Here is a 13,879-nt window from a genome sequence, read left to right on the forward strand (position 1 = left end):
CTCTACTGCCCTCCCGGAACGGCGTCCCAGGCAGGTGATGTCCTTGCAGGTCAGAGGCCATGTTTCCGTTCCAGCGTCCCGTACCCCTCGGCAATCGTTGCCGCCTGATCCGAGGACCGGACACGATGGTGGAACACACCGCAGCAGCACCCCGGCAAGGGCGAGCAGCGCGACTCGTACATTCACCACTTGCCCGTCCCCGGGAGCAGCCGTGCGTACTCGTCCTCAACTCAGCCTGACCGATGCAGTGGCCACAGGAGTTCTGATCGCCTCTGTCGCAACCGTCATCGCACTCCTGTGGAACCTCTGACCACACGCCATTGTCCAGTACATCCGCCGGGCCCCGGTGTGCCAAAGCGGGGCCCCACACTCCACAACACTCAACGAACGGAAAACATCTCGTGCGTACCATCAACTTCCGCCGCGCCGCCCGCACCTCCGCTCTCGGCGCCGTCGCACTGATCGCCTCCCTGTCTCTGACGGCCTGCCAGGGTGATGACGCGGCGCCGCTCGACGACCACGCCTCCGCTTCGGCCGGTTCGTCCCAGACCCCGGCGGAAAGCGCCGGCGCCTCCGGGGACAAGGAGGCGACGAACCCGCCCGCCGACCAGGGCAAGGGCAAGGACTCCACCGGCTCGAACACCGGCTCGGGCTCGGACACCGGCTCCGGTTCGGGCTCCGGCGGCGACAAGGTCAAGGAGAAGCCGGCCGGCGACGACGGCCCGGTCACGCTGGCCTGCACCGGAGCGAACACCAAGCTGTCCATGACCAAGGTGAGCCGCCCCGTCAACCACATGCTGCTCACGATGACCAACACCGGTTCGAAGGCCTGCAACGCCTACTACTACCCGTACCTGAAGTTCGGCGAGGCCCAGGCCGTGCCGAACACCTTCGAGGACAGCAAGCCGCAGGCCGTCACGACCATCAACCCGGGCGAGTCCGCCTACACCGGCGTCATGACGTCCGCCGCCGACGGCAGCGGCTCGAACGGGTACTCCACCAAGGACCTGAGCGTCAGCTTCCAGAACCGCGACGGCAACTCCGACAACACCGGATCGTCGGTCAGTGTGCCGCTCTCCAAGAGCACGTACGTGGACAGCAGCCTGAGCGTCTCCTACTGGCAGATGAGCATGGACGACGCCCTCCAGTACTGAGCACCGCCGACCAGCGCCGACCACCACCACCACACTTCACGGGGAGTACCACCATGCGCAGGAACAGCATCCGCACCACCGTCCTCGCCGCCACCGCCCTCCTGGCCGCCCTCTCCCTCACCGCGTGCGGCAGTGAGGTCGCCGGCAGCGAGAGCGCCAAGGCGGGAGCGGCCGCTCCGGCAGCACACACGGCCGTCGAGCAGTCCCCGCCGGCCCCGACGGCGACGGCCGCTCCGAAGGAGAAGACCACCGGCACCGGCACCGGCAGCACGCCCAAGAACACCGCTGCCCCCGCCAAGAACGACGCGAAGAACGACGCGAAGAACACCACCGGCTCCAGCTCCACGGACCGGGCAGGCGACACCGCCGACCGCACCCCCGTCACCTGCCACGGCGGGAACACCAGGACCAGCGTCAGCACGGTGAGCCGCCCCCTCAACCACCTGCTGCTGACCCTGACCAACACGGGCGACCGCCCCTGCTACGCGTACTACGCACCCAAGCTCCGCTTCGACGACGCCCAGGCCGTCTTCCCCATCCTCGACGACAGCCAGCCCCAGGCCGTCGTGACGCTCGACCCGGGCCAGTCCGCCTACGCCGCCATCGGCCTGACCGGAGAGCCCGGCGCCGGCCCGGCCCCGCGCAAGGCCACCCACCTTCAGGTGAACTTCTCCGGCCGGAACTCCGAAGGCTCCTCGGGCACCCCGGTCAACCTGACGCTCCCGTCCAACACCTACTGGGACGACAACGGCTTCGTCACCTACTGGCAGACCGAGATGGCCGACGCGCTCACCTACTGAACAGCCGCTACTGAACAACCGGCACTGAACCGTACAGACCACCAGCACCACCACCAGCATCACCACTTCACGGGGAGTACCACCATGCGCAGCAACCGCATCCGCACCACCGTCGTCGCCGCCACCGCGCTCCTGGCCGCCCTCTCGCTCACCGCGTGCAGCGGTGACAGCGGCAACAGCGAGAGCAGCAAGGCGGGAGCGGCCGCCCCGGTGGCGAACACCATCGACAAGCAGGCCACGTCCCAGCCCGAGTCCCAGTCCCAGTCCCAGACCGCCGCACCGGAGGAGGGCGCCACCGACGCCCCCGCCACCAACTCCGGCACCAAGACCAGCGGCAGCGGCAGCGGCACGACGAAGAACACCGCGCCGCCCGCCAAGAGCGACGCGAAGAACACCAGCGGCTCCACGGACAAGGCAGGCAACACCGCCAGCAGCAGCAGCAAGAGGGTCACCTGCACCGGCAGCAACACCAAGGTCACCGTCACCAAGGTGAGCCGCCCCATCAACCACCTGCTGCTGACCGTGACGAACGCGGGCTCCCAGCTCTGCGACGCCTACTACGCACCCAAGCTCCGCTTCGACGACGCCCAGGCCGTCTTCCCGATCCTGGACGACAGCCAGCCCCAGGCCGTCGTGACACTCGACCCGGGCCAGTCCGCCTACGCCGCCATCGGCCTGACCGGCGAGCCCGGCAACGGCCCGGCCCCGCGCAAGGCCACCCACCTCCAGGTCAACTTCGCCGGCAAGAACAACGTGGGCTCCACAGGCACCCCCGCCGAGCTGACGCTCCCGGCCAACACCTACTGGGACGACAACGGCTTCGTCACCTACTGGCAGACCGAGATGGCCGACGCCCTCCAGTACTGAGCCCCGTCCGCCCCTTCTGCCCCGTCTGTCCCGCCCACCCCCCGTCCACCCCGCCCACCGGCGGGGCAGGCGGGGCGCGGGCGCGGGCGCGTACGGGGAGTACGCCGTCTCCCACGGGGAAGTCACACACGATGGACCGGACAGAGAGCCTCATCGACCAGTTCCGCGCACAGCCCCCCGAGAGCGACAGGAGACGCGAACTCGTCGCGGGGATAGGCGGCATACTCGCGGACCGGCCCGACCACCCGGCGGCCCTGACCTTCCTCGCCTCGGTGACCGAGGACACCGAGGAGTACGAGCTCGCCAGGATCGAGGCCACGACAGCCCTGCGGCTGTGGCCGCCCACGCAGGACACGCACCGGCAGCGGGCCGCCCGCGCGCTGCTGGCCGTGATGCGCGGGCCCGATGAGGACCTGGTGCGGCAGTACGCGGCCATGGCGCTCGGCCCCTACGCGGACGACCCGGAGATCCACGACGCGATGGCGGCCGCCGTCCTCTCCGACGAGGACCAGCTCGTCCGGGACAACGCCCTGGCCGCGCTCAGCCACGCGGGCCCGAGCGAGGGCCGGGCCGAGGTGCTGCACCGGCTGGCCGACGACCGGACGCTGGGCCGGGAGGCGGCCCGCATCCTCACCGCCTGGGGCGGCGAACCGGTGCTCTGAGGCTTCTGGCATGCAGAATCGTCCAGGGCCGGCCGAGAGACCCTGGCTCAGCTCAAGCCATCGCCTCGGCCAGGTCCTCCGCCTGCTTCAGCACCCGCTCGATCGCCGCGGGCTGCTTGTCCGGCGGATATCCGTACTTCCGCAGGAGCCGGAGCACACGTGCCATGATCCGGTCCCGGGCCTGCTCCTTGAGCTTCCAGTCGACGGTGACGTCCTTACGGATCTGCTCATAGAGCTCATGCGCGATCCGCGCGAGAACCGAGTCCTCCATCTGCTCGACCGCTGAGGGGTCGGCGGCCAGCGCGTCGTAGAAGGCCAGCTCGTCCTCGGTGAGCCCGAGGTCCTTGGCCCGTCCCCGGTCGGCGGAGACCTCCTGCGCCAGCTTGATGAGGAACTTCATGAACTCGGCTGCGGTCAGGAGCCCGTTCGTGTACCGGTTCATCGCGGCGCGTACGCGGCTCGTGAAGCCCTCCTGCCGTGTCAGGTTACGGGGGTGGGCGTCCCGGATCTCCTTGAGCAGTGCCCGGCGCAGCGCCTCGATCGCCAGGTTCGGGTGCTTGGACGCCTGGAGCTTGCGCAGGAGGGACTCGTCCAGATGGGACAGGTCCGGTTTGGTCAGGCCTGCGGCGTCATAGATGTCCACAACGCCGTCGGCTGCGATGACCGAGGCGTGGAGCTGGGCAATGAGCAGCTCCATGTCCGCCGCGGTGTCTGTGCTCTGCTCCTGTCGCTCATCCGCCGTGTACTTCTCCCGCGACTTCCTCACGGACTCGAAGAACCGGATGTCGGGCAGCAGATCCTGTACGCGCTGATCGGTCGGGCAGAGCGAGAAAGCCTGCCGGAGCAGGCCTGAGTGGTACATGAACCGCTGCTTGCGCGTGGCCTGTTCGGGCTCCAAGCCCGGCTCCGGCGCGATCAGGAACTCCAGCACCTCGACAAGGGCCTCACGGTAGGAGCGGGGACCGCCTGCTGCGAATGTGTTCCTCCACCGACACCCGTGCAGGATGTCCACGATCTGCTGGTGGCTCTCCCGGACGATCTGGACCGCACCCGCGAGGTCGGCGCCCAGCATGGGGTCCGCCTGGTCCTGCTCGGAATACTCGGCGAGGGCTTCCTTGATCTCCCGTATGACGCCCTGGAAGTCGACGACCAGCCCGGAGGGCTTGCCGGGCCAGGTGCGGTTGACGCGGGCGATGGCCTGCATGAGCGCGGCCCCGCGCATGCGTTTGTCCAGGTAAAGGGTGTGCAGAGGCGGTGCGTCGAAGCCGGTCAGCCACAGGGACTGGACGATCACCAGCTCCAGTTCGTCCTCAGGGTCGGTCACCCGCTCCTGGATCTTCTTCAGCTGGGTGGGCGTACGGATGTAGTCAGCGACCTCTTCGTCATCCGAAGCGGCGTTCCCCGTGAAGACCACACGGATGCGCCCGGTGGTGTCCGTCAGCAACTCCGACTTCGGGTCACGCTCCCCCGCCCAGTCAGGCCTGCGGCGAATCACCTCCTCAAACAATCGCGCGGCGATGGCCCGGGAGGCGCAGACAACCATGCCCTTGCCCTTGTGGCCCGTAAGCTTCTCCATTTCCTCGCTGCGCGCATCCCAGTGCTCCAGCAGATGCCCGGCCAGCTCCCCGGTCCGGGCGGGTGACCCGATCAGGGCCTCGTACCGCCCGAACTGCTGCCGCGCGGCACGCTTCTCGTCCTCGTCCAGCCCTTCGATCAGGCCTTCCGCGCGAGCATCCAGATCGTCGAGGTCCGCGTCCTTGATGAGGTCGACCTTGACGAGGTGCGGTTCATAGAAGACGGGCACGGTGGCCCCGTCGTCCACGGCCTGGGTGAGGTCGTACGTGTGGATGTTCCCGCCGAACACGCTCTGCGTGCTGCCAGTGTTGTTGTTGATCGGTGTGCCGGTGAAGGCGATGAACGTGGCGTTCGGGAGGGCGTCGCGCAGATTGCGGGCGTAGCCGTCGATGAAGTCGTAGTGGCTGCGGTGCGCCTCGTCGACGACGACGATCACGTCACGGCGGGGCGAGATCTGCGGATGCCTGACGCCGGCCTTGCGCTCGGCCTCGGTCAGCCGGAACTTCTGGAGTGTCGCGAAGACGACCCCGCCGTTGCTCTTCGGACTGTTGAGCAGCTCACGCAGCTTCCCGGCGTCGTCGGCGGTCTGCGGCTCCTGCTTCGTCCTCTTGCGCAGGGTGTCGCTGGCGGCGAACGTCCTGTACAGCTGGTCGTCGAGGTCGATCCGGTCCGTCAGCATGACGAAGGTCGGGCTCGACAGCTCGGGTGTCGAAGCGGCCTTCCCCACGTAGAAGAGCATTTCCTCGCTCTTCCCCGCACCCTGCGTATGCCAGACGACACCCGCCCGACCGTCGGTCGCGAGAGCCGACTCGGTGGCCCGAACGGCCGCGTTCACGGCGATGTACTGATGTGCCTTGGCGAGCTTGACGGTGTTGACGTCGCCGGACTTCTCGGCGGAGTACGAGAGGAAGTTGCCGATCAGGTCCAGGAGACGGGCCGGCTCGAACGCCCCGTACAGCATGCGCTCCAACGCCCGCCCATCCTCGCGCTGATGCTTGCGCAGCATGCGGTTCTGGTCATCGGCGTGCCACGGAGCCATGTGCTGCCAGGGCGTGAAGGGCGTGCCCATGCGGGCGGTGATCCCGTCTGAGGCGAGCATGACGAGAAACGTGGCGAACGTACCGGTCTGCTTCAGCTCGCGCCGGTAGCCCTGGAGCTGGTCGTAGGCGGTGCGTGCGCTGTCGTTGCTGTCGGCCTTCTTCAGCTCGATGACGGCGAGCGGCAGCCCGTTCACGTACAGGACGATGTCGAATATGAACGTGCGGTCCTTGACGCTCTTGATCCGTACCTGACTGGCCGCGATCAGGTTGTTGGCGTGGGGATCGCCGAAGTCGACGGGCCGGATGACGGCATGGCGCGTCTCGCCGGTGGCGGGGTCGTCGTACGGGACGGAGACTCCGCTGGTCAGCCGCTCGTAGAACCGGTGGTTCTCGCGGAGGTCGTGCTGGGTTTGCTGCTCGAGAAGCAGGGATATGGCGTCGCCGGCCACGCTCTCGGGCAGCTTCGGGTAGCGACGCCGGATCGCCTTGCGAAGGTTGGGGTACAGGACGAGGTCCCTCCACCCCTTCCGCACCCCGTACACGGGCCCCGACTCGGCCCCGGGTACGTGCTGCCATCCCATCTCGCCGAGTACTCCGAGGGCGTGCAGCTCCAGCTCCTTCTCGGTGAGACGGTCGATGGGGGGCTCACCGGTGGGGTGGGCCTGCGATCCGGCGTCGGTCATACCTCGTCCTCCACGATGCGGGTTGCGTCCTTGACGCGGAGCTTGCCGGTGATGAGTTGAGGGAGGAGGGTGTCGCGGAGGTCAGTGAGGCTGCGGCACTCGGTGGCCGTCTGCATCACAGTGTTGTGCAGTGCGTCGAGTTTCGCGGACAGCCGTTCACGTTCACCGGTAGCGGGAAGGTAAATGCGCCAGGCGGGCATTTCTTTGAGCGGCAGCCGATCGACGGTGGCGCCGTGGATGGTACGACGCTTAATCTCCTCCTGGAATGCGGGTGCCAGGTAGGCGTGAAGGAGCAGCGCTCCGCTGACCGCGTCGGATTTACTTCGCAGCAGCGCCATGCGGCGCCCGAGGCTTCCCCGGACTCCGGCCGGCATGAGGGCCGCGTCACCAAGGCGTGTTTCGTAAGAGAAGAGCATGTCTCCTGCTTTCGGCTGCACGCGACGTGTCCAGCGAGGAAAGTCGTCCTCGGAGAGATGGGCCGACTCGGCCAGGTCCAGGTATCCACTCTTGAGACTGCTGATACTGAGAAACCAGGGGCCTTCCGGCGTCTTCTGGGGTGTCGCGTGCGGGCCGTCGAAGAGGGCTGCCAGGTCACCGATAGTCTCTGGATGACTGCTCTTTTCCGCCGCCTCGTAGCAAGCGTCGGCGAGGCCCAGAGCGGTGCTGCGGATCCGCTCGTTGAGCGCGATCTTGTCGTCCAGCGCACCGAGCACCTCGGCAATGGCCTGCTGATCCTTCAATTTGGGCGGCATCAGGATCTTCAAGCCCTTGGCAGATCCCACATTAAAATGCTGCTGAACTGCGCCTACCGAATGGGCGGATACGAACGCACTAGATGTCGCATTGATTGAGTAGCACAAGAATCTCGGATCAACTGCGCCCCCCGGGCGAGCAATAATCAAATCGGAGCAGTTAGCGGGACCGAAATCAAATGGAACAACGGCTGCCGCCCCTGGAACCCCCGTTCTGACGATGACGACATCATTTCCACGTAGCATCGACTTCGTCAGACGCTCGTGAAATTCGACACCGATGTGCACGATGCCGGAAAGGTCGATGCGTCCGGGCCTAATGTTTTTCGACCGCAGGAAGGGGATTCCGTGCGGCACGTATTCCTCTGCCATCGAGCCCACATGACCAACTGTGATCTCAGAGCAAAGGCTCTCGAGAGTGACATGCCTCCATTCCCCCATCAAACCCTCCCCAACTGCTCATCCACAACCTTCGCCAACCGCTCCGACTCCGCGAACTGCTCCCGCAGCAACGCCGTCAGTCGCGCGATCTTCGCCTCCACCGGCTCCGCGTCCGGGTCGATCTCAGCCTCCGCCGTACCCACGTACCGCCCCGGCGTCAGCACAAAGTCGTGTTCCGCGATCGCGTCCACGCCCACACTCGCGCAGAACCCCGCCACGTCCTCGTAAGGCGCCCCCTTCTCCGCCCCCCGCCAAGCCCGCACCGTGTCACCGATACGGCCGACGATCTCCTCGGGCGTCAGCTCCTTCAGGGTCCGGTTCTTCATCACGCCGAACTCGTGCGCGTCGATGAACAGAACCTCCCCCTTACGCCCCCGCACCCACCCCGAGTGCCGCCCCTTCCCCTCCGCGAGGAACCACAGGCACGCCGGAATCTGCGTCGACCGGAACAGCTGCCCGGGCAGCGCGATCATGCACATCACCAGGTCGTCCTCGACCATGCCCCGGCGGATGTCGCCCTCGCCGGACTGCTTGCTGCTCATGGAGCCGTTCGCGAGAACGACCCCCGCCCGGCCGCTCGGCGCGAGCTTGCTGATCATGTGCTGGAGCCAGGCGTAGTTCGCGTTGCCGACGGGCGGAGCCCCGTACACCCACCGCTTGTCCATGCCGAGCATCTCCCCGCCCCAGTCGGAGATGTTGAACGGCGGGTTGGCCATCACCACATCCGCCTTGAGCGCCGGGTGCTGGTCGTTGCGGAAGGTGTCGGCCGGCTCGTCACCCAGATTCGCTTCCACACCGTGGATGGCCAGGTTCATATGGGCCAACTGCCAGGTGGTCTGGTTGAGTTCCTGACCGTAGACCGCGACGTTCAGCGGATTCCCGCCGTGCGATTCGATGAACTTCTCCGCCTGCACGAACATGCCGCCCGATCCGCACGCCGGGTCGTACACCCGCTCGCCCGGCTGCGGCTCCAGCACCTCCACCAGCAGCTGCACCACGCTCTCCGGGGTGAAATACTCCCCGCCCTTGCGGCCCTCCTTCAGAGCGAACTCAGCCAGGAAGTACTCGTACACCTCCCCCATGATGTCCCGCGCACCCTTACGGCGGCCGTCGTCGCCCAGCTGCTCCTGGAAGGCAAGCCGGTCCAGCAGCCTGATCAGTCCGACGAGGCGCTCGTCATCGACCCGACCGGCGGCGTAGATCTTCGGCAGGGTCTTCTTCAGCGCCGGGTTCTGCGCCTCGATCGCCAGCATCGCCGCATCGATCGCCTCGCCTACCGTCTGCCCTTCCACGGTCGCGCCGGCCCGCTCGAGAACGGCCTCCCAACGAGCGGTCGGAGGTACGTAGAAGATGCCGGCGCCCGTGTACTCGCGCCGCTCCTCCAGCGTGACAAGGATGTCCTCCTCGCTCCAGCCACCCTCCTCCCTCAGCTCGGCCTCCAGCTGCGCCCGCTTCTCGCTCATCGCGGCGGAGACGTACTTGAGGAAGACGAGGCCCAGCACGAAGTGCTTGTAGGCGGCGGCGTCCAGGCTGCCGCGCAGCTTGTCCGCGGCCTGCCACAGGATCTGCTTCATGTCGGCAGGTTCGGTCTGCTTCTTACGGGGTGGCACGGGGTACTCGTTTCTCTCGTGGTTCAAAAGGGGCGCCTGTCAGGCCCGAGGGCCCGGTTCGGACGGCTGACGCTGACGCAGGCGCAGGTCGCCGTCCGCCACGCCCGCCGCCAACCGCTCGGCCAGTGTGTCCAGTGCGGCCAACTGCCGCCGCACCTCCGCGCGGTGCCGTTCCGCCTCGGCCAGGATCGCTTCCAGGTCGGCGATCTCCTCCCTGGGCAACTGCGGCAGGTCCATGTCCCGTACGCTCACCCGCCGTACGAGGGACCCGCTGCCGCGACGCTGGTTCCGGGGGGCCGCCAGGAGGCGTGCGAGCGCCTGGGGGCGCATCCACAGACTCTCCGGATGCCGTGCCCCACTCTTCGCCGACTCGTTCAGATACGCCCTGTACGCCGCGATCCGCAGTCCCTGCACCGGCGCGAGCAGTACGCAGCCGCCCGCATCATCCACCTGCGTGCGAACCCCGTGCTCGGTCAGCAGGAACACATCACCCCGGTCGGTAACCATCGCCTGCGGGTAGGCGGCCAAGTGTTCGGGGAGAATGCGCCGGCTGCCGATCGGGAGCGCGCCCAGCATCTCCTCCCGCCCGATCACCGGCACTCCTGCGTCACCGATGTCGCTCTCCCGGATGCGGTGGCCAGCCAGCAACCTCAGCGATCCCGCCTTCAGCTGGTCGCCGACCTTGATATGCCGCACCGACTCGGACCGCTTGCGCACACCGAGTCCGCCAAGCCACTCCTTCAGCTGCGGCAGCACATCGAAGGCGCTCTGCCTCGCATCCCTGGTGGCAGCGAAGTGGTCGAGCCCCTGCTCCGGCGAGGCCAGCCGGTGCCCGGGCAGGACTGAGCGGCCGTCGGCGAGAGCCTCGGCACCGGCACTCGCCTGCACGGTGGCATACCGGGCTTCCTCCGCGACCGGCGACGTGCGGGTTCGCAGGATCTCGGCGACATGACGCGGCCAGTCGGCTCCCACGCGCCCGGCAATCCTGTCGGCGTCGACCAGAAGCACCCGTCCTCTGTCCTCTGACGAAGCGTCCCGGCGCAGAACGAGCAGCGCGTGCTCCGCACCGGTACGGAAGGGGTGGATACGGCGTGGCAGTTGAATGATGGCCGCCAGCGAATCTCGGTCGAGCAGTTCCTGGCGCATCCGTACCGTCGGTGTGGGCTCGGCCGTACGGGGACGGGCCAGGGTCCACGACGGAACGACCACGTAACCCCGGCCCTGCGGATTGAGCCGACGCAGCGCTTCGAGCGCCCAGCCGAGCGGCCCGTCCTCGTCGCGGTCCCGTTCGCCCGAGGCGTACGGAGGGTCGGCGACGACGATATCCGCGTGCGAGAGCCGGTACGAGGCATCCGCTCCGAGCCCGGCCAAGGCCTGCGGGGTGTCGAGGTCGGTGGGGGAGGCAAAGACATCCACGGACCCCAGCCAGTGACACAGCAGCCGGGAGATCAGCAGCGTGCGGCGAAAGGCGTCGGGCTCGACCGCCACCAAGTCGCCGTGGCCGTCGAGGTCCTTGAGTCCGAGAAGCAACTCTCCTGTACCCGCACAGAGGTTGATCACCGATGCCTGCTCGTCCGTACCGCCTCCGAGCGACCCGACAAGAAGCGACACCAGGTCCACAACCGTCTGAGGGGTGGCATCCATCGCCAGGTCCGATTCGAGTCGCCCCGCCAGGTTGAGAACCTCATCGGCGGCCGCTCCCTCACCACCACGCACCTCGGCGAGCTCCCTGGCCACATCCCGGACACGGGCAGTAGCAGCAGCCCGATCCGGCAGGAGGGTCGGTGGCAGATACTCGGGAACCCAGGCCTCCCCCTCGGCATCCATCGCCAGGACGGCGAGAACCTGCGCGATGAGACGGTCCGCGGAACGGGTCTCGTACCGAAGGGCGACCAGGCCCCTCACCTTCAGTTCCTGACGGAACCGTTCTCCGTAGGTGACAGGCTCCCCGTCCTTCTCGGTGTCGGCGTCAGGGAGCGGTCGCAGATCGAGCCAACATGCGATCTCCTCGGCGTCGAAAAGCGGTTTTCCGTCGGTGCCGGCGACGGGATCCGGAAACGCTGGGCGCTTGTCGTTCGCCGCCTCCAGCACCTCCCGGGCGAAACGCCGACGCCAGTTGCTGACGGTGGGGCGGCCCACACCCGCGAGCTGTTTGATCTCCCCGAGCGTCACCCGCTCTCCGTGCTGCCCCTCGCTCACAACCGGATCTCCTCGTCTCCGCACAACACCCTCGCCCGCCGGGCAAGCACCTCAGGCACCTGGCTGTACTTCTCATGCCGGGCAGCGGTTTCCGGAGAGAGGTACCGGGTCAGTTCGACGACGGTCCGGAAGTCGTCCTCCAGGCGGCGGTGACAGATCCGCTCATGGTGTGCGATGCGGTTACGGAACAACCGGACCGACTCGAACTCCCTCTGGAGCGGGCCACGCTGCCCCTCGTAATCACGGAAACAGTGCCGCAACGCCGGCTGCCAGAACTGGTACTCGTAGTTGTTGCTCCTGCCCAGGAGCCCCACCCAGAAGCCGAACGTCAGCTTCGCGACCATGTCGTCCGGCCCGACCCTCCTACCGCGCTTGCGCAGCCCCTTCTCAGCGCTCAGGACCTGCTTCTCACTGACATCACTCAACTGCACCCGGGGCGCGTGCCACCAGTCATCTCTCCGGTACCGGTCCACGAGCCGTCGGTGGAGCCGGTTACGTAAGCTCACTTCGAGGTCACGCAGGGGGCTGTGGAACGCCCTCGCGATCTCCCCGTCCCAGGCGTAGAGACGCAGCGCGGCAGCCCGATCACCCCGGCAGTCGTCGAGGTACGGCTTGAAGCGCTGCTGCGAAATCGCCTCGATGACGCCCTGCGCCTCGTTTCCGGTCACTGCCCCCACCTTTCGGACCGCCCGCAGGCGTGTTAGCCTCGCTGATGTACGCCTTGGAGTCCTGTCACTGCTCAGACACACAGCCCGGGGCACAGCCTGGTAAACCGCCGTCGTGTGTGCCCGTCCGATTCAGGCGCACACGACGGCGTACCTATGCCGCCCGTCGGCAGACACCGGGCCGCCGACGGCATCGCCGCCTCGGCTTCGTATGACCCTAGCGACTCACTGACGATCTGTCCACGCTCAACAACCTACGATTGCCGAGAAGCGCCCTTCTCAGTCGACTCCCGCATCAAGTCACCTCATTGAGAAGGGATGCAACCCTCGTGTGCGCGGGTCGCATCCCTCAACATTCCTTCAATTCCGTCGGCAATTCCGTCGGCAATTCCGTCGGAATCCCCTCAGCTTTTCCCTCGCCGCTGGTCGCCCAGCCGCTGCGCGACCTCCGTCGCCCAGTACGTCAGGATCATCTGCGCACCCGCCCGCCGGATACCGGTCAGGCTCTCCATGATCGCCGCGTCCCGGTCGATCCAGCCCTTCTCCGCCGCGGCCTCGATCATCGAGTACTCGCCGCTGATCTGGTACGCGGCGACCGGCACGTCCACCGACTCGGCGACCTTCGCCAGGACGTCCAGGTACGGTCCGGCCGGCTTGACCATGACCATGTCCGCGCCCTCGTCGAGGTCGAGCGCCAGCTCGCGCAGGGACTCGCGGGTGTTGGCCGGGTCCTGCTGGTACGTCTTGCGGTCGCCCTTGAGCGAGGAGCCGACGGCCTCGCGGAACGGGCCGTAGAAGGCGGAGGAGTACTTCACCGTGTACGCGAGGATCGAGACGTCCTCGTACCCCGTCTGGTCCAGCGCGTCGCGGATCACGCCGACCTGGCCGTCCATCATGCCGCTGGGGCCGACCACATGGGCGCCCGCGTCGGCCTGGACCTGGGCCATCTCGGCGTACCGCTCCAGCGTCGCGTCGTTGTCGACCCGGCCGTCCTCGGTCAGCACACCGCAGTGGCCGTGGTCGGTGGTCTCGTCCAGACAGAGGTCGGACATCACGACGAGATCGTCACCGACCTCCTCGCGCACCGCGCGCAGACCGAGCTGGAGGATGCCCTCCGGGTCGGTGCCGGCCGTGCCGCGGGCGTCCTTCTTCTCCTCCAGCGGCACGCCGAAGAGCATGATCCCGGCGACACCCGCCGAGACCGCGTCGACCGCTGCCTTCCGCAGGGTGTCCAGGGTGTGCTGCTGCACGCCGGGCATGGCCGAGATGGGAACGGGGGCCGCGATGCCCTCACGCACGAACGCGGGCAGGATCAGATTCGCCGGGTCGAGCCGTGTCTCGGCGACCATCCGCCGCATCGCGGGGGTCGTCCGCAGCCGTCGGGGGCGAGAGCCGGGGAAGTTTCCGTACACAGTCATCCTTCGAGACTAG

General features: G+C 67.5%; 10 protein-coding genes. 4 read left to right on the plus strand and 6 right to left on the minus strand.

The annotated features are described in order from the left end of the window. Positions 1-401: 401 nt before the first annotated feature. The 4 genes from ACZ6S6_RS15215 to ACZ6S6_RS15230 all read left to right on the plus strand — a co-directional run bounded on the left by ACZ6S6_RS15215 (position 402) and on the right by ACZ6S6_RS15230 (position 3,483). Positions 402-1,154 (plus strand): DUF4232 domain-containing protein, encoded by a 753-nt coding sequence (locus ACZ6S6_RS15215; RefSeq protein ID WP_469705920.1) that lies wholly within the window; start codon positions 402-404, stop codon positions 1,152-1,154. 53 nt (positions 1,155-1,207) lie between these two features. Then, positions 1,208-1,954 (plus strand): DUF4232 domain-containing protein, encoded by a 747-nt coding sequence (locus ACZ6S6_RS15220; RefSeq protein ID WP_469705921.1) that lies wholly within the window; start codon positions 1,208-1,210, stop codon positions 1,952-1,954. Positions 1,955-2,038: 84 nt separating this feature from the next. Then, positions 2,039-2,821: a DUF4232 domain-containing protein gene (locus ACZ6S6_RS15225; RefSeq protein WP_469705922.1), complete on the plus strand. Its 783-nt coding sequence runs from the start codon at positions 2,039-2,041 to the stop codon at positions 2,819-2,821. 131 nt (positions 2,822-2,952) lie between these two features. Continuing rightward, the gene (locus ACZ6S6_RS15230) at positions 2,953-3,483 is read left to right on the plus strand and encodes a HEAT repeat domain-containing protein (RefSeq protein ID WP_362963467.1); all 531 of its coding nucleotides are present in this window, start codon (positions 2,953-2,955) and stop codon (positions 3,481-3,483) included. 52 nt (positions 3,484-3,535) lie between these two features. Here ACZ6S6_RS15230 and ACZ6S6_RS15235 read toward each other — a convergent pair whose 3' ends face one another. The 6 genes from ACZ6S6_RS15235 to hemB all read right to left on the minus strand — a co-directional run bounded on the left by ACZ6S6_RS15235 (position 3,536) and on the right by hemB (position 13,866). Further along, positions 3,536-6,781, minus strand: a complete 3,246-nt coding sequence (locus ACZ6S6_RS15235) for a type I restriction endonuclease subunit R (protein WP_362963469.1) — start codon at positions 6,779-6,781, stop codon at positions 3,536-3,538. Next, the gene (locus tag ACZ6S6_RS15240; protein WP_469705923.1) at positions 6,778-7,974 is read right to left on the minus strand and encodes a restriction endonuclease subunit S; all 1,197 of its coding nucleotides are present in this window, start codon (positions 7,972-7,974) and stop codon (positions 6,778-6,780) included. The genes ACZ6S6_RS15235 and ACZ6S6_RS15240 overlap by 4 nt, the downstream gene beginning before the upstream one ends. Beyond that, positions 7,974-9,548, minus strand: coding sequence for a class I SAM-dependent DNA methyltransferase (locus tag ACZ6S6_RS15245; RefSeq protein ID WP_362963473.1), 1,575 nt, complete (start codon positions 9,546-9,548; stop codon positions 7,974-7,976). Before ACZ6S6_RS15245 ends, ACZ6S6_RS15240 begins: the two co-directional genes overlap by 1 nt. 75 nt (positions 9,549-9,623) lie before the next feature. Continuing rightward, positions 9,624-11,783: an N-6 DNA methylase gene (locus ACZ6S6_RS15250; protein WP_469705924.1), complete on the minus strand. Its 2,160-nt coding sequence runs from the start codon at positions 11,781-11,783 to the stop codon at positions 9,624-9,626. After that, positions 11,780-12,451, minus strand: coding sequence for a hypothetical protein (locus tag ACZ6S6_RS15255; protein ID WP_362963477.1), 672 nt, complete (start codon positions 12,449-12,451; stop codon positions 11,780-11,782). Before ACZ6S6_RS15255 ends, ACZ6S6_RS15250 begins: the two co-directional genes overlap by 4 nt. Before the next feature lie 401 nt (positions 12,452-12,852). After that, positions 12,853-13,866, minus strand: coding sequence for a porphobilinogen synthase (gene hemB, locus ACZ6S6_RS15260; RefSeq protein ID WP_362963479.1), 1,014 nt, complete (start codon positions 13,864-13,866; stop codon positions 12,853-12,855). Positions 13,867-13,879: the final 13 nt, after the last annotated feature.

Source organism: Streptomyces sp. NPDC048671 (assembly GCF_055587045.1).

What these genes read in the sequence shown, in the direction of transcription:
- ACZ6S6_RS15225 (WP_469705922.1), top strand. Translation starts at nt 2,039, where the DNA reads ATGCGCAGCAACCGCATCCGCACCACCGTCGTCGCCGCCACCGCGCTC.
- ACZ6S6_RS15220 (WP_469705921.1), top strand. Translation starts at nt 1,208, where the DNA reads ATGCGCAGGAACAGCATCCGCACCACCGTCCTCGCCGCCACCGCCCTC.
- ACZ6S6_RS15235 (WP_362963469.1), bottom strand. Translation starts at nt 6,781, where the DNA reads ATGACCGACGCCGGATCGCAGGCCCACCCCACCGGTGAGCCCCCCATC.
- ACZ6S6_RS15240 (WP_469705923.1), bottom strand. Translation starts at nt 7,974, where the DNA reads ATGGGGGAATGGAGGCATGTCACTCTCGAGAGCCTTTGCTCTGAGATC.
- ACZ6S6_RS15245 (WP_362963473.1), bottom strand. Translation starts at nt 9,548, where the DNA reads ATGAAGCAGATCCTGTGGCAGGCCGCGGACAAGCTGCGCGGCAGCCTG.
- ACZ6S6_RS15230 (WP_362963467.1), top strand. Translation starts at nt 2,953, where the DNA reads ATGGACCGGACAGAGAGCCTCATCGACCAGTTCCGCGCACAGCCCCCC.
- hemB (WP_362963479.1), bottom strand. Translation starts at nt 13,866, where the DNA reads ATGACTGTGTACGGAAACTTCCCCGGCTCTCGCCCCCGACGGCTGCGG.